Raw genomic sequence first — 18666 nt, 5'->3', positions numbered from 1 at the left:
GTGAACCGGCGCCCGTCATCCGTCGCAAGGTAACCCGATGAGCGCTTCACGCCTGGTCAGCATCGTCATTCCCGCCTACAAGCCCACGTACTTCGAGTTGGCGCTGCGCAGTGCCTTCGCCCAGGATTACGATCAGCTGGAGATCGTGATCTGCGACGACTGTCGTGACGGCGGCATTCGCGCGCTGGTGGATCAACTGACCCCTGACAGCCCGTTTCCCGTTCGTTATTTCTACAACGAAGATTCGCTGGGCGAGGCGCTGAACGGCGCACGCGGGGTCAGGGAGGCGCGGGGCGAGTACATCAAGTTTCTCTACGACGACGACCTGCTGGAGCCCGAGTGTGTAAGCGCGCTGGTCGACGTGCTGCACGGTTACCCGGACATCACCCTGGCGGCGGCCACCCGTCGACTGATCAACGAGAAAGGCGACGTTCTGCGTGATAACGTCCTGACGTTTTTCCCGTTCCAGGAAGACGTGGTCATACACGGGCCGGAGCTGGTGGCGCTGCTCTCGGAGCTGCCGTTGACCTTCATGGGTGAACCCAGCTCGGTCATGTGCCGGCGCGACAGCGTGTTGGCGTATGGTCAGGACATCATGTCGCTCAAAGGTCTGCCTATTCACTGGCTTGGCGATATGAGCCTGTACGTCAAGCTGCTCCGAGAAGGCAATCTGGCCCTGCTCGGCCGACCGCTGTCGCGCTTCCGCATGACCGACACCCAGAGCAGCAGCATCGCCAGGGCCACGCCGCAGATCGCCAAAGAAGGTCACGCCAACTATTACCGCATCACCAAAGAGCTGGGATGGCTGCGCGAGCTGGCTGACAACGGCGACGTAAAGGTCGCCCCCCTGCGTGACCGGGAGAACTTCGCGCCCTTTAACCTGCGAGCCTGGTTTCTGCAGAAATCCTCGTCGGAGATCCGCCAGGACCAGATTCTGGAGTGGGCCTGGCAGCGACGCCCCGCCGGGCCGCAGAAGCCGCACATCGTGCAGTACTTCCAGCAGCACAATGGCGCGCCGACCTTTGCGGTCATCATTTGCGACCTTCACAATCGGCAGCAGGCGCTGATCAAGACCCTGGTCAGCGTCGAAGCCGCCACCCGCGGCTGGATGCCCCCGAGCGTATTCGTGCTCTACGACGGCAGCCGTGACACGCCGCAACCCGTGGCGGAGAGTCCCGCCATTTATCTGCCGGTGACGGGGCACAACCCCGCGCCGCAGCTCAACCGACTGATGGACGAACAGGGTTTCGACTGGTTCCTGATGCTCGACGCAGGCGCGACCGTGAGCGTGGCCGGATTGTTCAAGGCAGCGGTCAAGATCAGCGAAGGGCCGACTACCCGGGCCCTGTTCGCCGATGAAATCGCCCAGCCCCAGGACGACACGTCGGAAGTCATGCTGCGGCCGGACTTCAGCCTCGACTATCTGCTCAGTTGCCCCGCCGTCACCAGCAAGCACTGGATGTTCAACCGCTATTCGGTCATCGATGCCGGCCGATTCGACCCGCACTACCCTCAGGCCCTTGAGCTGGACCTGATCCTTCGCCTGATCGAGCACGATGGCATGGGCGGCCTCGAACACATTGCCGAGCCCTTGGTCACCTATCGACCTGACGCACGCGAATCGAACCCCGATGAAACGCGAACGCTGCAGCGCCACTTGCTCGCCCGGGGCTATGAAAACGGCCAGGTGATTGAGACGCGGCCCCGGCAATACCAGATCAAGTACGGCCACGCGGGCCGGCCCAAGGTCTCGATTATCATCGCCACCCGGGATCAGATCCTGCTCCTGCAGCGGTGCGTCGAGAGCATTCTGGAAAAAACCACGTACCCGAATTACGAGATCCTCATCGTCGACAACGACAGCCAGACGCCTGAGGCCGTTGACTGGCTGAATGGCGTCGCGGCCATGGGGCTGGAGCAGGTGCGCGTGCTGCGTCATCCCGGCGAATTCGACCGCTCTGCCCTCTACAACAGCGCCGCACGCCAGGCGACCGGCGAGTACTTGTTGCTGCTCGACAACAGTACCACCGTGTTGCACGGCGACTGGCTCGACAACCTGCTCAATCATGCGCAGCGGCCGGAAGTCGGCATCGTCGGCGCAAAACTGCTGGCGCCGGACAACACGATCCGCCACGCGGGCCTGATCCTTGGCCTGCACGAGCCGGTCACCCCGGCGTTCCGCGGCCAGAGCGGCGCCAGCGAAGGCTACATGCAGCGGCTGACGGTGGATCAGAATTACAGCGCGGTCAGCGATGCGTGCCTGATGATCAGTCGGGTATTGTTTGATGCGGCGGACGGGCTGGACGAGGGCGCGCTGAACAATCGTCATCGCGGCGTCGACCTGTGCCTGCGCGTGAAGGAGTCCGGGCGGTTGATTGTCTGGACGCCCCACGTGGTGCTGCTTCACGAAGCGGCCCAGGCCGAAGCGCCGGATGAACACGCAAAGCACGCGTTGTACACCAAATGGCTGAAGTACATCGCCCATGACCCTGCGTACAACGACAATTTTTCAGCCCGCGCCCAGGGCCTGCAGCTGGAAACCAACACCGCGCTGACCTGGCGGCCGCTGAGCTGGCGCCCCGTGCCGATCGTGCTGTCCCACCTGAACGACCTCTGCCCGGGGAGCCAACGCCTGAACGGTGCGCTGGACACCCTCGCTGACGCGCTGCTCATAGAGCATGTGTCCGTGCCTGACGTCCTGACCCTCGGCGAGTTCGCCCGCCTGCGTCCGGAAGCGTTGATTCTCCAATGCCCCTTGAGCGAAGCGTCCCTTGACGACATCCGCACGATCAAGGCTCACAGCCAGGCGCTGCGCCTGTGCGACATGGATCAATACCCGCCGTCAGCCGAGCGATTGTCCGGCGCGCCTTCAGCGCAACAGGTGCGTGCCGGTCTCGAGGCCAGCCTTGCGCTGATGGACAAGGTGGTGGTGTCCAGCACAGGGCTGGCCGACGAACTAAGCGCATTGCATCCGCACATTGACGTCATCGAAACCCGGCTGAGCGAGCACTGGCGGCGAGTGCAGTGCCATTCGCTGCCCCACGACAAGCCACGGATCGGCTGGGTCGGCACGCAGGCTGAGGTGAACGATCTGGCGTTGATTGCGGACGTGATCAAGGCCTTCGCCGACCGGGTCGAGTGGATTATCATGGGCCCGTGCCCGCAGGCCCTGCGCCCTTATGTTCATGAATGGCGCAGCCCGGTGGAAGGTGTCCTGTATCCCGGCGTGCTGGCGTGTCTCGACCTGGACCTCGCCCTGATTCCCGCCGGCGACGACGTGTTCGGCGAATACAGAAGCTGCCGCCTGGCACTGGAATTCGGCGCCTGTGGCTATCCGGTCATCGCCACCGACGTGCAGGGCCTGCGCAACAATCTGCCGCTGACGCGGGTACACAACACGACTGCCGACTGGACCGACGCGATCGACCAGCACCTCAACGATCTGGACGAATCAAAACGACTCGGGCAGGCATTGAAGCAGCGCGTGATGAGTGACTGGATTATGGATGAGGCGTATCTGCAGCGCTGGCTCCAGGTGTTGCTGGACCGCTGAATAAAAAAGGGCTCCTTCGTGGAGCCCTTTTTGCGTGCGGCTGAACAGTCACCTTACGCGCCGGAGGGTGACGCCTTCGCTCACCAGCGAATCACGCAGCCACCCCACGAATACCCCACGCCGAACCCCACCGCCGTGATCACGCTGCCGGGTTGCACCTGGCCTTTCTTCAGGGACTCTTTCAGCGCAATCGGAATGCTGCACGACACCGTGTTGCCGCAGTGTTTGAATTCGGTGATGAATTTCTCCGGCGCCAGCTTCAGTCGACGACGCAGCGCTTCGAGCATGAACTGGTTGGCTTGGTGAAAGACGAACAGGTCGGAAGACTCGACCGTGAACTGCTCGTCGAACAGTGAGGCGAACAAGGCCGGGACCCGGGTCATGGAGAATTCGAAGATCGCCGGGCCGTTCATGTACAGGTCCGCGTCCGAACGGACATTGCCGCTGTCGTCTTCGTACTCGACGGGCATCTGTTCTGCATCGAACGGCCGGCGGGCAGCGCCCATGGGTACGATCAGGTTGTTCGCCCCGGCGCCGTCGCTGCCGTAGCGAAAACGATCGAGGCAAGGCCCCTCCTCGTCCGACGCTTTGATGAGCGTGGCCGCAGCGGCGTCGCCAAACAGCGTACGCACGCTCTTGTCTCGGGGGTTGATGTAGCGGCTGTAGGTTTCGGCGGTGATCAGCAGCACGTTCTTGCACTGGCCGGATTCGATGAAGCCCTTGGCAATGCCCAGCCCGTAGATAAACCCCGAACAACCCTGATTGAAATCGAACGCGGCGCAGTGCTGGGACAGTTGCAGGCGATGCTGCAGGATGCAGGCGGTGGCCGGGAGCATGTGATCGGGGCTTTGGGTGCAGTAGATCAGGCAGTCGATTTGCTCTCGCGCCGTGGCGCTGTTGGCGAAAAGTTTTTCACAGGCGCGAAACGCCAGGTCCGAGGCGGTCTCGTCGTCGGCAATGATGTGCCGCTGGCTGATCCCGGTCTTCTGGAAAATCTTGTCGACGTCCCACTCCGGAAACGCTTCGGCCAGCATCTGGTTGTCGAGCACGCCCTCGGGCAATTCGTATTCGATTTCGGCGATTCGAGCGTAGGTAGGCATGTGGTTCTTATCCTGAGATGCACTTGGCCGGCACACCGAAAACCACGCTGCCGGGTTTGACCGCCCGCAGCACCACGCTGCCGGCGCCGACCACAGCCCCTTTTCCGACGCGCACCTTGGGCAGCACGGAGGCGCGCGAACCGAGGAACACTTCGTCTTCCAGCACCGCGCCGCCGGTCAGATCACAGTGCCCGCTGAGGGTCGAGAACTGGCCGATGACGGTGTCATGGCCGACGGTGCACAGCGAGTTGATCGTGACGAAATCGCCAACGACCAGATCAACCGACAGCACCGAAAACGGACAGACCAGCACGCCCTGCCCGATCGTCACGTTCTCGCCAACGATGGCCGTCGGGTGAATCAGCGTGAAGAACGCCGCGCCCTTGGCCAGCAGCTTTTCCACCACGTACTTCTTGTCGGCGGGCTTGCCGATGGCGCAGAGCAGCAGCTCATCGTCCGCCGGTTCGTAGGCGTCGATGGTCGAGAGGATGTCGGCGTAATGATTGAAGCGATTGAGCGACAGGCTCCCGTCATCAATGAAGCCGCCAATGACGTAATCCGGGTTGTGCTCGACCCAGTCCTTGAGCCAGGAATGGACCTCACGGCCCAGCCCGCCTGCGCCGACGATAATGAGTTTTTTGGTGTTCATTCGGCCAGGTAACCTCCATCGACAACCAGCGACGTACCCGTGACCCAGCGCGCGGCCGGTGACAGCAGATAATTGACGGCGTAGGCCACGTCCAGCGGATGACCGAGCCCCAGCGGATGTTTGCGTTCGATGGCGGCCATGGCGTCTTCGCCGACCAGGCCTTCGAGTTTCTCCGCCATTTCGGTTTTGATCACGCCGGGCGCAATGGCGTTGACGCGAATGCCTTCCCGCGCCAGCTCAAGGGCGGCGGCGCGAACCATGGATTCAACCGCGCCCTTGCTCGCGCAGTAACCGATCAACGCGGGTTGGGCGACCTGAGCCATGACCGACGACAGCATGACGATGCTCGACGGGTTGCGGCACACGCCTTTTTGCCTGAACGCCTTGATCAGGGAAAAACCGGACGTGACGTTGGTGGCGAAAATGGTTTCCCAGTGATCCAGGCCCATGGCCCGAATCGGCAGCGGCAATTGCACGCCTGCCGCATGCACCAGACCGTCGAATGGCGAGCCGTTGCGCGACAGTGCTTTCAGCCAGGCGGAGACATCGCCGCCACCCAGAAAATCAAAGACTTCGACCGAATGCCCTTCGCCTTGCAACTGGCTCAGGGTTTCTTCCAGGCGTTGAGCGTCACGGGCCACGGCGACGATTCGTGCGCCCTGTCGGCTCAGCCAGATCGCCACTTCACGGCCGATCCCGGAAGACGCGCCGGTGACCAGGATGGACATGCCGTCCAGGGAAAAAGGATTGCTCTGCACTTACGCCTCGCTACTGTCTGTGCCGACCAGCGTCAGCGGGCTGATCCACGTGTTGTCGAGATCGACGATGCAACCGGCCCACGAATACCCCACGCCGAAACCGGCGAGCAAGTGCTGGCCGTGCAGGGTCGAGCCGCTGTCGGCCGTGGCCGCATTCGCGCCAAGACTCAACGCCAAGGGAATCGACGCGCTGCTGGTGTTGCCGACGTTCTGCAGATTGAGCACGACCTTTTCCGCCGGCAACTTGGTCTTCTTCGACAAGTGCTCGAGCATGAAGCGGTTGGCCTGATGGAACACATATTTGTCGATGGAGCGTTGCTGTTCCTCGGCGTGCTTTTCCAGGGTGCGCACCAGCCCCGGCACGCGGGCCAGGGTGAAGGCAAAGATCTCGGTGCCGTTCATGTACAGGTCGAACGGGCCACGCACATCGTCTTCACTGGTGGAGCCATCGGCCCCCTTGCGGTCACGAAACCCGCCGCCGGGCACGATAAGGTTCTTCTCGCCACGGCCATCGGTGCCAAGCACGAAAGGCGCGCCGGCAACGGTGTCATCGTGGTCGAGCAACGTGGCGGAACCGGCATCGCCAAACAGCGCGGCCACCGAGCGATCGCCCGGCGCTACCAGTTTGCTGATGGTGTCGCCGACCAGCAGCAGTACGCGTCGGCTGCCGCCACCGGCGATCATCGCCGACGCCATCCACAGTCCATACACGTAACCCGAGCAGCCCATGTTCACATCGAGCGCGGCGGTGGTGACCGGCAAACCGAGGCGCCGTTGCAAGGTGCAGGCGGTGGCCGGGAGCACGTAGTCCGGGGTCTGGGTGATGAAGATCAGCGTGTCGATGGACGTTTTGTCGATGGCCAGATCCGCCAACAGACGCTCGGCCGCCTCGACACACAGGTCCGACGTGCATTCGTCCTGCACCACATGCCGGCGCTCGATGCCGGTGCTGGCCATGATCTTGGCGATGCTCTCGTCGCCGAAGCGCCCGGTCAGGTCCGCGACATCCGACACGCCCTTGGGCAGCGCACAGGCGATGCCCCTGATTTTGACGTTGGCAATGCTGCGCACTGCGTCAGCGCTACTGCCAGTGACGCTACTCATACCCGTTCCTCGTCAACCGTTGTGACGGCACCGGCCTGTCGTGCCCACTCCGCGCAGGACGCCCGAAAATGCAGAAGCTTGGCTTCCAGCGAGCTGTAATACCGCGGGGCATTCCAGGACCAGGTGTCGCCAGGAATTCGTTTGCAGATGGTGTGATCTTCTTCGAACACGGTCCGGTTGTTCTCGGCCGTGGACGTCATGAACGTGGACACGATCTCGTCGTATCGCTCGGACGCGGCCCGCAGCGGGTACAGCTGGCTGGTGAACCAGGTCCGGTCGGGTTGTGCAGAAGGAAAGAAATTCTGCATCGACCACGAGTAACCGTAAGTCGAGGACAGCATCGAAAACGGATACAGAAAGAGGCTCACGTACCCCGCGTAGGCCTCCCTCGGGGTGAAAAAGCGCGACAGGCTTTCCAGCCGTCGGGCGACTTTCTCGTTCTCCACCGGGGCGTACCAGATGGAGTTCTCGCCGTAAAACACATTCTCGCCGATGCCCAGTTTCAGGGTCGCGAGGGTGTCCCGGTGCACGAGGGGGATGTGGTACGGCTCGAGGGCGTTTTCCAGGGCAATCGGCCAGTCGGCTTCAAACACGTAGCGATTGAAATCCGAGGGCTTGTTCAAATCCGGGGTGGTCTGCTCAAGCAAGGTGAAGATGTGCTGACCCAACTGGTCAGGCAGCGACGCCCGGGGTTCGATGGCAAAAAACACCAGCTCGCCACAGGTCGCCAGCTTGAAGAAATTCAGGCTGGCGCTGCCGATGTCACAACCGACGAAACGCTTGGCGTCAGGGATGCGCAGCTGTCCGGCGGCGTAGTTCCAGCCGTGATAGGGACACAGAATCCGTTGCTGGCCTGCGTCTTCGGTGAAAAACCGCGTCCCCCGGTGGGGGCAGCGGTTGTCGAAGGCGATCAGATTGCCCGCGTCATTGAAAACCACGACTTCGAAATCCAGCACATTGAAGCGCACAAAATCCTTGTCGTCGGCCACTTGCGACTTCAGGCAAAGCGGATGCCAGTAGGCTTTCACCAGGTCCGGCGCGATCCGTTGTGAGGCTGTGCACGTCATGAGTCTGTCCAGAAAACGGGGTCACGCGTGAGAGCGCTACAGCCAGGGCCGCGTGGCTGCCCTGATGTTGAAGCGCTTTCGGTAATGGAGCGCCTTATCCGGAAACCGGGTTTATTCCGAAACCAGCGTGATGACGTCCCGGACGGTTTCGCACTTGTTCAGGCGCGAAGCCGAAATGGTTTTCTCCAGGCGCTCGTCGACCAGGGCCATAAAGGTCACCAGGGCAATCGAATCCCAGTCCAGCGGCTGGTCGACTTTGAGGGTGCCCTCATCGGCTTCCATCGCTTCTTCGATCAACGCGACGACTTGCTCTTCCAGTGCCACTGCTTGCTCTACCATCTCTCGCCACTCCACGGACCATGATCGGACGCCTTCGCCGATGCGTAGTGGGACTGAAGCAAGTTCCGAACCAGAACCCGAAAAGCAGGCGCCAGGCCACGGATCGTATGGGGTACAGGGGTTTCCGGGAAAGTTGGAAGAATTGAGGGGAGACAAAAAAACGGCGCGCTCGAGATGCGACCAGGCCGTTGTATCTGGATTGACTGCAGCCAACGACGTAGGTCAGGCGTTCTGCGATCAATCGTGGGAGCGAGCTTGCTCGCGAAGACGCCGGCACACCCAGTCAATCTCCAGCGGCGGAATCCTGTCTTTGCGGGCCACTACGGTGGCCCGCGCTGGATCAGCGCCCATCGTCATTACTCTGCAGTTCTTTCCTCACCGATCTTCGCGCCGCGCATGTGGAACACCAGCATCGTGCCTTCGATGTGATACAACTCCAGGCTGCCGGCCAGGTCTTCCAGGTAGCGGGTCAGCTCGGGAAACTGCGGATTACCGTAGTCATGCCAGACGATGCAGCTGCTGTCGCCACCGAGCATCTTCAGCGAGTTTTCGGTGTCGCGCTTGACGTATTCGTACTCGTGGTTGGCATCGACAAAGATGAAATCGAACTTGCCCGCATAGGGCGACGGATCAAAGGTCATGGAGTCTTGCAGGATCTGCCTGACCATGGCCTTTTTCGGCGACTGGTTGTACTTGCGGCTCGACAGCACGGCCTTTTCGGCGAGCAACTTGTCATCGCCCTGAAACACGACGCCGTCGGTGTCCGGCAGGTCCAGCGTGTAAATGCGTGGCTCGCTGTCGCCGTTGTCCGGCAGATCTTCCAGCACCAATCGGGTGGTGCGCCCGTCGAAGGTGCCGAACTCGAACACGAAGTCCGGGTTGATGGCGCGGACCAGCTTGAGCAGCATCACCGATTCAAATGCCGTCAGGCTGCCGGCGCCGTCGGCGGGGGGCATGAAGAATTTGACCTCTTCTTCCCGGCCGTCCTCAATGCTCAGCACGCGGTAGGGCCGAATGTGCATCAGCGCTGAAGGCGCGTATGTGCGGGTCGCGAGACAGGTATCCATTTTCTCTCCTCAAATCGGTTGTCAGACGCAGGGGCGCATAATTGGGTCAAGCTGCGCCAGCGGGGTCAGTGTTCAGGGGGCGGTATCGACTGATACCTGCAACGCGCGGACAGGTCCGGCGTGTTGAATCATTCGGTTGAGTCAGTGGCGACACGTGCGGCGTCGGCCTTCAACTGCGCCAGTTCTCTTTCGTATTTAACGATCTTCAGAATGCGTGAATTGACGAAGTGACGCGTGATGTCTTTGGGCGAGAAAAATAGGTTGGTCTGCCATTCGCCGCAGATCAGTTCTTGCCCGGTGGGGTCGTCGGCAGGCTGGATAATCATGTCGGCCATGATGCGATCGACGCCCGAAACGTTCGGTCCTGACTCATGCCACAAGCGACTGTCCATTATCACGAAGTCGCCCGGCGCAAGTTCGGGGGTGACCGTCGGCCACTGCACCTCGAAACTGGCGGGATTGATCTCACCGGCATCGCCCAGAGAACCCAACGCGTGTGAGCCCACATGAAACGTCATGCCGCCGTTGTCTTTGTTCACGGCGCTGATCGCCACAAAAACGCTGCACTTGTTGCTATTGCCTGCGTGATAACAACTGTCCTGGTGCAAAAACACTTTGTTCGCACTCAGCGCGTCCTTGATCACAAAGCGATGGTTATACAACGCGATGTGCTCGCCCATCAGCGGCTTCAGCGTATTAGCGAAAACCGGCTCGCGGTACAGGTGCGCGAGGCCTTCGGGCAGCTGTTCGTTGAGGGACACCGGGTTGGCACGATTGACGTCCCGGCCCTTCTTCAGCACCGCGCTGTAAAAGCTTTTCCACTCGTCTTGCCATGCTTCTACGACCGCCCGTGGCACGGCGTTGCGCACCACGAAGACGCCTGTCTTGCGGAACACGTCGACGTTGAACGTGCCCGACGAGAGCGCGGGAATCAGCGCCTCAAGGGACTTCACGGTGTCGTGCACGGCGGCGTTCATATGAAACGGAACGTCAGTTCGCTGTCTTTGGTTTCCTTGAACTTGTTACACCGGGCAAGGACGTTATAGCGAATCGGGAACAGTTCACGGTCCGGGGATTCGAGAATATCGATCTCGACGATATCGAAGTCGCGCAGCAGCGCATTCCAGCCATGTTCGGTAATGCGCCAGCAGTCCGGGCTCGGACCGTGTATGCGCCAGTTCAATGGGGCGGAAATCAGCAGATAACCCTCATGTTTGAGGATGCGGCGAATCTCCTTGATGGTGTCGAACGGGTTCAGCGTGTGCTCGATGACTTCCATGCAAACGACGCAGTCATAGGCGCTGTCGGCAATGAATTCGTTCTTGCGGGTGATATCGCCAACAAGGGTCGGCCCGTAAGTGTCGACGATGTCGAAGGTATCAACGGCGAACTGGGTGAAACTTTCCCGAACCAGCGAACGCTCCTGGGGCCCGACTTCCAACAACCGTCCGGTCTCTTCGTGGAGCAACTCGGCGGTCTTCTTGACGAAGTGCTGCAAGTGATCGCGGGCCAGCTGGAACGTGTCGTTATCGAATTTCGAAGGTGTTGCCATGGTATGTCCCGCTGTCTGCCTGGAGCAGTGATTGGAAGGTGATCGGAGTGAAGCAAAGCCGCCTGTCTTTCGAGTATCGGCATGAATACGACGATCATTAATCTACTCAAGCACGCTTTCCAGCAGGCCTCAAGACCTATCACGCAAGCACAACTGGCCACCCTCGCAGGGCCACTAATTGGCCAGCAGGTGCAGGTTTCACGGCAAAACCTGATGCCCATCCGTTGGCCGGAATATTGCTTCATCGGATGTTCATGCCCGAGGCGTCATTTTCATGACGGGTCGCTTGCGCCCCCCGTTCTGCTGTCAATGCGCCGATGTTCGAGGCACGTTTTTCAACTACCGGATACCCCCATGGATTCTCAACGACTGGTCAGTGTCGTCATCGCCGTCTGCCGTACCGATTTTTTTGAAACCGCGCTGAGCAGCGTGATCGGGCAGACCCACGATGCCATTGAAATCGTGATCTGCGACGACGCCACGGACGGTCTGGCAGAAACCGTAACGGACCTGTACCGGGCGTCGTGCCGCTGGCCGATTCGCTACCTGCGCAACGAATTTCCCGAGGGCGCAGACGCCTGTTTCAACCGCGCCGTTGCCGAAGCTTCCGGGCAGTACATCAAGTTCATGGCGGGTGACGCCGTACTGGCGCCGGACTGCATTCAGCAGATGGTCGCGGCGCTGGAGGTCAATCCCCAGGCCTCACTGGCGACTGCGCACCGCCAGTGGTTGAACGCCGAGGGCGTGGCGCTGCAAGAGAATCTGGCGACCCGCTTTCGCGTCACCGAGCCCACGGTTTTCCACGGGCCTGACGTGGTTGCGCTGCTGGGGGAGTTCACCTGCAATTTCATCGGTGAGCTGAGCAGCGTGCTGTGTCGCCGCGATGACCTGCTGGCGTTGGGCGCCGACCTGTTTTCCCTCAACGGTGAATCCGTCGGCCCGCTGGGGCACTTGGCGCTGTACGCCAATTTGCTGCACGACGCCGAGCTGATCATGCTGCCGGCCACGCTGACGGGCACGCGTATCGCGCCGCAACAGCTGACCGAACAAGGCATCGAAATCGTCGGCACGGACAGTGATCATCTGCCCCTGTTTCATCGGCTGATCCGTGAAGCCGGCTGGGCCAGCACGTCGCTGGACAACGGCTGGGTCAGCGCCCGCCCGTTATCGGCAACCCAGGGGTTTACCGATTTCAACCTGCTCGCGCAGTTGTCCGCGCCGTTGCCGCAACGGCTGAACCCGCAGCAGGTCGAGGCCTGGCTCGGTCATCGCGTGCCGACGGCCGAACAGCAAACGCAGATCGACCAGCACCTGGCCGACGTCGGCGCGCCTTCGCTGTTGGTGGTGATCAAGGATGTTGCCAACGCCCCGGAGAAGATTCAGCGCAGCCTCGACAGCCTGGCCCTCCACGGCGCCCTGCACGCTGCCATGAACGTCGTGGTGTTGACCGACGCGACCGAGCTGCTGGCCACCTTGGTCGGCCCTAGGGTGACCACCCTTGCCATCGGCGCTATGAACACTGCCGCGCTGCTGAATCAGGTGGTCGAAAACCACCGTTTTGACTGGCTGATCGCGATTGACGCCGGCACCCAATTCACGCCGTTCGGCCTCGCTGCCAGCGCGCTGAAGCTGCTCGCATCCCCTGACGCCCGCGCCGCCTTCGCCGACGAAATGCACCGGCGGCCTCGGGGTGGCTTGAGTTCAGCCATGCGCCCGGACTTCAACCTCGATTATCTGCTGAGCTACCCGCTGCTGACCGCAGGTCATTGGCTGTTCCGGCGGCAGACCCTGGTGGACCTCGGCGGCTTCGATGAGCGCTTCGCCGATGCCGCTGAATTCGACCTGATCTTGCGGTTGTATGAGCGTGAAGGCGCCGGGCAGATCGTTCACATCAGTGAGCCGCTGCTGGTCTGTGACCTGCCGGAAGCGGTGGATAATCCTGACGAAATCGCCACATTGCAGCGCCATCTGCAGGTGCGAGGTTATCCGCGCGCGGTCATCGAACACACCCTGCCCCGCCGCTACCACGTGCGCTACGGCCACACCGATCAACCCTTGGTGTCGATCATCGTCCCGACTAAGGATCAGCTGCCGTTTCTGCAGCGCTGCGTCGAAACCCTGCTGCACACCACGCGCTACCTGAATTACGAACTGCTCATCGTCGACAACAACAGCGAAACCCCCGAAGCCCTCGAATGGCTGGCGCGCATCGACGCCCTGGGCTCGGCGCAGGTGCGCGTGCTGCGTTACCCGCACCCGTTCAACTATTCGCGCATCAACAACGTCGCTGCGGCCCAGGCCAAGGGCGATTACCTGGTGCTGCTGAACAACGACACCGCCATCGTCCATACGCGTTGGCTGGACGAATTGCTCAATCACGCGTTGCGGCCTGAGGTGGGTGTGGTCGGCGCCAAGCTGCTGTTCCCCAACGGACGCATGCAGCATGCCGGCGTGCGCCTGGGCATGGACGGCCCGGCCGGTCACCAGCACATCGGTGAGCCCGGGCACATTCAGGGTTACATGCAGCGCGTGCAGGTGGATCAGGACTTGAGCGCGGTGACAGCGGCGTGCCTGATGGTTCGCCGCTCGATTTACGAGGCCGTCGGCGGGCTGGATGAAGAGGCCTTCGTCGTGTCCTACAACGACGTCGATCTGTGCATGAAAGTTGGCGCCCTCGGCTACCTGAATGTCTGGACACCCCACTCGGTCTTGATCCACGAGGGCAGCGTCAGCCAGACCCACGTCGACACCGCCACGCAGCAGGCCAAGCGCAAGCGCTTCGTCGGCGAGCAACTGGCGATGTACCGCAAATGGCTGCCAACCCTGGCGAACGACAGCGCCTTCAACCGCAATCTTTCGTTCGACCTGCAATCTGTCGAGCTCGAACTCAACATGCCGCTGGTCTGGCGGCCGATGGCCTGGCGCCGCGATCCGGTGGTGCTGGCCTACCCCGCCGGCCTCTGGGCCTCGCCCCATGAGCGGGTGATCGCACCGTTCGAGACGCTGCAAGCCGCCGGTGTTGTGGACGGCATGCTCAGCAGCCAGGCGCTGTCGATTCCCCAGGAGGGTCGCTTCAAGCCTAACGTCGTGGTGTTTCAGGCCCGGCTCGACGCCGACCACCTGCAAACCATCGCCCGCGCCCAGCTGTTGCCGGATGCCTTCGTGGTGCTCGACATCAATGACCTGCAACTGGGTTCCCGGACGCCAGGCGAAGACCCGTTCGCCTTCGATGCCGAGTGCGTTGACCTGCTGCAGAAGAGCCTGCATCAGGCCCATCGCGTGATCGCTTCGACCCAAGTGCTCGCCGATATCGCTCGCGAATTTCACGCGGACGTGCGGCTGCTACCTTCGCGCCTGTCGCCTCAAGTCTGGGGCAACCTCGTCTCGCGCCGTGGCGTGGGTGGCAAGCCAAGGGTCGGTCTGGTCAGTGATCGCTGGCAGCCACAGGATCTGCACATGATGCTCGCCGTGGTCGAGGCTCTGGCAGGAGAGGTGGAATGGATCGTGTTGGGCGATGACCAGGGCGTGCTGCGCAGTCATGCCCATGAATCCCACGACCGGCCGCCCGCCGAGCAATACGCCACAGCCGTCGCCGACCTGAACCTCGATCTGGCCCTGCTTCCCGCCGTGGATAACCTGTTCGGCGCCTGCAAGAACAACATCACCCTGCTGCAACTCGGCGCATGCGGTGTGCCGGTGATCTGCAGCGATGTTCGCGCCTACGCCGGCGAATTGCCGGTGACGCGGGTGCCGAACACGCTGGAGGCCTGGGTCAACCTGATTCGTGCCCACACCATGGACCTGACCAGCGCCGCGCTGCTGGGCGACGACTTGCGCGAGCAGGTGCTTCGCGACTGGATGTTCGACGATGCGGCTGTTCAGGCCTGGCGCGAGGCATGGCTGCCCTGATACCGGCGGCGGCTCATCAGTCGGCCGTCATTGAGTTGCTGGCGGCTTGCTTCCTGCGGTAGCCGCCCGGACTTTCCCCCGTCCATTTCTTGAACGCCCGGTGAAACGCGCTGGGCTCCTGAAACCCCACCAAGGACGCGATCTCCACCACGCTCAGCTCGGTGTCGCGCAGCTTCTGCTGGGCGATGCCGCGGCGAACGTCGTCCTTGATCCCTTGAAACGCGCAGCCCTCGCGCTCCAGCCGACGGCGGAAGGTGGTGGCACTGAGTTTCAGTTCATCGGCCATTTCCAGCAGCGTCGGCCAGTGGCCGTAATGGCTGTTGCGCAGGCGCTGATAAACCTGCGCCGCCAGCCCACGCTGGTTGCGGTAGCGAATGACCAGCCACTGCGGCGCAGTGCGCAAAAACGACTTGAGCGACGGCAACGACTGCACCACCGGCAGACGCAGGTGGTGACTGGAGAACTCGATTTCGGTGCGTTGCTCGCCAAAACTCAGGTTGAAACCCCACAGCAGTGAGTCGTCGCTGAGACGCTGACGGCGCTGGCGAAACTGTGCGCGGTCGATGCTGATGCGGCGCCCGCCGAGCCAGCACAGCAGGCTGATCATCAACAGCAGAAACGTCTCTTCACCGAAGCGCTGCCGGACCGGGTCGTCTGTCGTGGTGTCCACCGCGAGCACGGCGCGCGAGCCGCGGACGATGAGGCTGCCGCGAAAGTCGCGCAGGAACAGGCCGAAATTGCTCAGGCACTGGCGCAGGGCCTTTTCCAGAGTGGGTTCCTGAATCAGCCCCCGGCAAATCAGGGCGAAGCTGCCCAGGGGCATGCCGTGGGAGTCGAGGCCGAAAAACTCGTCACCCAGTTCCTTGATCTGAATCAGCCACAACGCCGCAAATGCGCTGGCCGAGACCCGCGCCGTGGGGTCGTCGAGCAGCGCCATGTCGATCTCCGCCGCCTCAAGAACCGACTGCAAACGCAGTGGCTGGTCGCGCAGCGCGTGGACGATCAACTGGACGAAGTAGATCGACACTGAATCCTTTTCCCGCATGACCGCCTTTCCCTTCTTGAATGGTGCACCACGGATCAGGCGCTGATGGTAAAGAACGCCAGCCCATCTGGACAGTTTCGGCATAGGCCCGCCCCGAACGCCGATCTAGACTTGCCCGCAGTCAGCACCGGCTGAAACACCGTTTCGCGGTGCCGCCCCCATAATTCCAATACGTATCAGGAGTCCCCATGAGCACACCCGAAGTTTTCGTCGTCAGCGCACTGCGTACCGCCATCGGTGGATTCGGCGGTTCCCTCAAGGACGTCTCGCCCATCGAACTGGGCACCCAGGTCAGCCGCGCCGCATTGGCCAAATCCGGTATCGCACCGGAGCACATCGGCCATGTGGTCATGGGCCACGTGATCCCCACCGAAGTACGCGACGCCTATCTCTCCCGCGTCATCGCCCTGGAAGCCGGCCTGACCAAAGAAACCCCCGCCATGAACGTCAATCGCCTGTGCGGCTCCGGCCTGCAGGCCATCGTGTCGGCGGCGCAGTCGCTGATGCTCGGCGACACCCAGGCCGTGCTGGCCGGTGGCGCCGAATCCATGAGCCGTGGCGCGTACATCATGCCCCAGGCCCGCTGGGGTGCGCGCATGGGTAATGTGCAGGCGTACGACTACATGCTCGGCGCGTTGCACGATCCGTTCGCCAATATCCACATGGGCATCACCGCCGAGAACATCGCCGAACATTACGGCATCACCCGCGCCGATCAGGACGCCCTGGCGCTGACCAGTCAGCAGCGCGCCGCCCACGCCATCGCCGAGGGCCGTTTCGAGAGCCAAATCGTGCCGATCGAGATCGCCACGCGCAAAGGCACCGTGACCTTCGCCCAGGACGAACACGTGCGTGGCGACGTGACGGCCGAGCAACTGGAGAAGATGAAGACCGCGTTCAAGAAGGACGGCACCGTCACCGCCGGCAACGCGTCCGGCCTCAACGACGGCGCGGCGGCGCTGGTGATGGCCAATGGCGACATGGTCCGCGCGCACGGCCTCAAGCCGATGGCGCGTCTGGTGGCGTATGCCCATGCCGGGGTTGATCCGGCGATGATGGGGTTGGGGCCGATCCCGGCCAGCCGCAAGGTACTGGAGCGCGCCGGCCTGACCGTGGCGGATCTGGACGTGATTGAATCCAACGAAGCCTTCGCCGCCCAGGCCTGCGCCGTTGCCCGTGAGCTAGGCTTTGATCCGGCCAAGGTCAACCCGAACGGCTCGGGCATCTCCCTCGGCCACCCGGTGGGCGCGACGGGGGCGATCATCGCCACCAAAGCGATCCACGAGCTGCACCGGGTTCAGGGCCGCTATGCGCTGGTGACCATGTGCATCGGCGGCGGTCAGGGCATCGCCGTCATTTTCGAACGCGTGTAAGGAGGCTTGTCGATGAGCATGCAACACATCGCCGTGATCGGCGCCGGCACCATGGGCAACGGCATCGCGCAGGTCTGCGCGGTGGCGGGTTTCGACGTGACCCTGCTGGACATTTCCGACACGGCACTGGAGCGTGGCATGGCGACCGTGCGCAAGAACCTCGAGCGGCAGGTGACCAAGCAGACGGTCGCGGCCGATGTCGCCGAAGCGGCCCTGGGGCGCATCAGCGTCACCACGGACTATGGCCAGTTGAATGGCGCTCAACTGGTGATCGAAGCGGCCACCGAGAACCTGGAACTGAAGCTGCGCCTGCTCAAGCAAATCGCCAGCCATGTCGACCGCGAGTGTGTGATCGCGTCGAACACCTCGTCGCTGTCGATCACGCAACTGGCGGCCAGCGTCGAGCACCCGGAGCGGTTCATCGGCCTGCACTTCTTCAACCCGGTGCCGATGATGAACCTGATCGAGGTCATTCGCGGTTTGCAGACGGCGGACACCACCCACATTGCGGCGATCAAGCTGGCCGAGCGGTTGAACAAGACTGCGATCACCGCCGGCAACCGCCCGGGGTTTGTGGTCAACCGGATTCTGGTGCCGATGATCAACGAGGCGATTCTGGTGTTGCAGGAAGGCCTGGCCACTGCTCAGGACATCGACGACGGTATGCGCCTGGGCTGCAACCAGCCCATTGGCCCGCTGGCGCTGGCTGACTTGATCGGGCTGGACACCTTGCTCGCGATCGTCGAAGCGTTCAACGAAGGCTTCAACGACAGCAAATACCGCCCCGCTCCGCTGCTCAAGGAAATGGTCGCGGCGGGGTATCTGGGGCGCAAGACCGGGCGTGGTTTTTTTGTTTATAACTGAAGGCCGGTGAGCACGACCTAAGCGGGTCTGGCGCGGGTTGTGGGAGCGAGCTTGCTCGCGAAGAGGCTTGGACATCCGCCGAAGCTTCAGTGGCAGAAATAAAGTATTCGCGAGCAAGCTCGCTCCCACAGGTATTGCATCCGCTCAGGGCTTAAGGCGGTGCGAGTTCCAATTGAACGGCTAAAGGGGACTGATTTATTTACAACGCCTCACCGTAAATTAATCTGTCCCCGTGCCATAAAATTTGGGGTGGTAATACCGGCCCCTTCCCGGCTGAAGCCGGTCC

At 62.1% G+C, this 18666-nt stretch carries 14 protein-coding genes; 4 read left to right on the top strand and 10 right to left on the bottom strand.

Annotated elements, in window-relative coordinates; genetic code table 11:
- Positions 1-37: 37 nt before the first annotated feature.
- Positions 38-3553 carry a glycosyltransferase gene (locus IFT47_RS10860; RefSeq protein ID WP_192172666.1) on the top strand — a complete coding sequence of 1172 codons (3516 nt, stop codon included), beginning with the start codon at positions 38-40 and terminating at the stop codon, positions 3551-3553.
- Between the two features lie 80 nt (positions 3554-3633).
- On the opposite strand, the gene IFT47_RS10855 is transcribed toward IFT47_RS10860, so the two are convergent.
- The 9 genes from IFT47_RS10855 to IFT47_RS10815 form a co-directional block, all read right to left on the bottom strand.
- Positions 3634-4653, bottom strand: a complete 1020-nt coding sequence (locus IFT47_RS10855; protein WP_192172667.1) for a ketoacyl-ACP synthase III — start codon at positions 4651-4653, stop codon at positions 3634-3636.
- A 7-nt stretch (positions 4654-4660) separates the two neighbouring features.
- Positions 4661-5302: an acetyltransferase gene (locus tag IFT47_RS10850; RefSeq protein WP_192172668.1), complete on the bottom strand. Its 642-nt coding sequence runs from the start codon at positions 5300-5302 to the stop codon at positions 4661-4663.
- On the bottom strand, positions 5299-6060 hold the full coding sequence (locus tag IFT47_RS10845) for an SDR family oxidoreductase (RefSeq protein WP_192172669.1): 762 nt from the start codon (positions 6058-6060) through the stop codon (positions 5299-5301). Before IFT47_RS10845 ends, IFT47_RS10850 begins: the two co-directional genes overlap by 4 nt.
- Positions 6061-7164: a 3-oxoacyl-ACP synthase III family protein gene (locus IFT47_RS10840; protein ID WP_192172670.1), complete on the bottom strand. Its 1104-nt coding sequence runs from the start codon at positions 7162-7164 to the stop codon at positions 6061-6063. It lies immediately after the preceding gene.
- Positions 7161-8231, bottom strand: a complete 1071-nt coding sequence (locus IFT47_RS10835) for an aromatic ring-hydroxylating oxygenase subunit alpha (protein WP_192172671.1) — start codon at positions 8229-8231, stop codon at positions 7161-7163. The genes IFT47_RS10840 and IFT47_RS10835 overlap by 4 nt, the downstream gene beginning before the upstream one ends.
- A gap of 111 nt (positions 8232-8342) precedes the next feature.
- On the bottom strand, positions 8343-8570 hold the full coding sequence (locus tag IFT47_RS10830; RefSeq protein ID WP_237254702.1) for an acyl carrier protein: 228 nt from the start codon (positions 8568-8570) through the stop codon (positions 8343-8345).
- A gap of 356 nt (positions 8571-8926) precedes the next feature.
- Positions 8927-9637, bottom strand: coding sequence for a class I SAM-dependent methyltransferase (locus IFT47_RS10825; protein ID WP_192172672.1), 711 nt, complete (start codon positions 9635-9637; stop codon positions 8927-8929).
- Positions 9638-9765: 128 nt separating this feature from the next.
- Complete coding sequence (locus IFT47_RS10820) at positions 9766-10614, bottom strand: phytanoyl-CoA dioxygenase family protein (RefSeq protein ID WP_197983844.1); 849 nt, start codon at positions 10612-10614, stop codon at positions 9766-9768.
- Complete coding sequence (locus IFT47_RS10815) at positions 10611-11189, bottom strand: class I SAM-dependent methyltransferase (protein WP_192172673.1); 579 nt, start codon at positions 11187-11189, stop codon at positions 10611-10613. Before IFT47_RS10815 ends, IFT47_RS10820 begins: the two co-directional genes overlap by 4 nt.
- Positions 11190-11543: 354 nt before the next feature.
- Here IFT47_RS10815 and IFT47_RS10810 point away from each other — a divergent pair, with 354 nt between their 5' ends.
- Positions 11544-15098: a glycosyltransferase gene (locus IFT47_RS10810; protein ID WP_192172674.1), complete on the top strand. Its 3555-nt coding sequence runs from the start codon at positions 11544-11546 to the stop codon at positions 15096-15098.
- Positions 15099-15114: 16 nt separating this feature from the next.
- Here the strand turns inward: IFT47_RS10810 and IFT47_RS10805 are convergent, their stop codons facing one another.
- The gene (locus IFT47_RS10805) at positions 15115-16143 is read right to left on the bottom strand and encodes an AraC family transcriptional regulator (RefSeq protein ID WP_192172675.1); all 1029 of its coding nucleotides are present in this window, start codon (positions 16141-16143) and stop codon (positions 15115-15117) included.
- Between the two features lie 188 nt (positions 16144-16331).
- On the opposite strand from IFT47_RS10805, the gene IFT47_RS10800 reads away from it, so the two are divergent.
- Positions 16332-17516: an acetyl-CoA C-acyltransferase family protein gene (locus tag IFT47_RS10800; RefSeq protein WP_192172676.1), complete on the top strand. Its 1185-nt coding sequence runs from the start codon at positions 16332-16334 to the stop codon at positions 17514-17516.
- A gap of 12 nt (positions 17517-17528) precedes the next feature.
- Positions 17529-18380, top strand: coding sequence for a 3-hydroxybutyryl-CoA dehydrogenase (locus tag IFT47_RS10795; RefSeq protein ID WP_192172677.1), 852 nt, complete (start codon positions 17529-17531; stop codon positions 18378-18380).
- The last annotated feature ends 286 nt before the right edge of the window (positions 18381-18666 follow it).

This window comes from Pseudomonas sp. CFBP 13711 (assembly GCF_014842265.1).
Lineage (GTDB): Bacteria > Pseudomonadota > Gammaproteobacteria > Pseudomonadales > Pseudomonadaceae > Aquipseudomonas.
The sequence above is the reverse complement of the archived record's forward strand: the minus strand, read 5'-3'. Positions and strand labels throughout refer to the sequence as shown.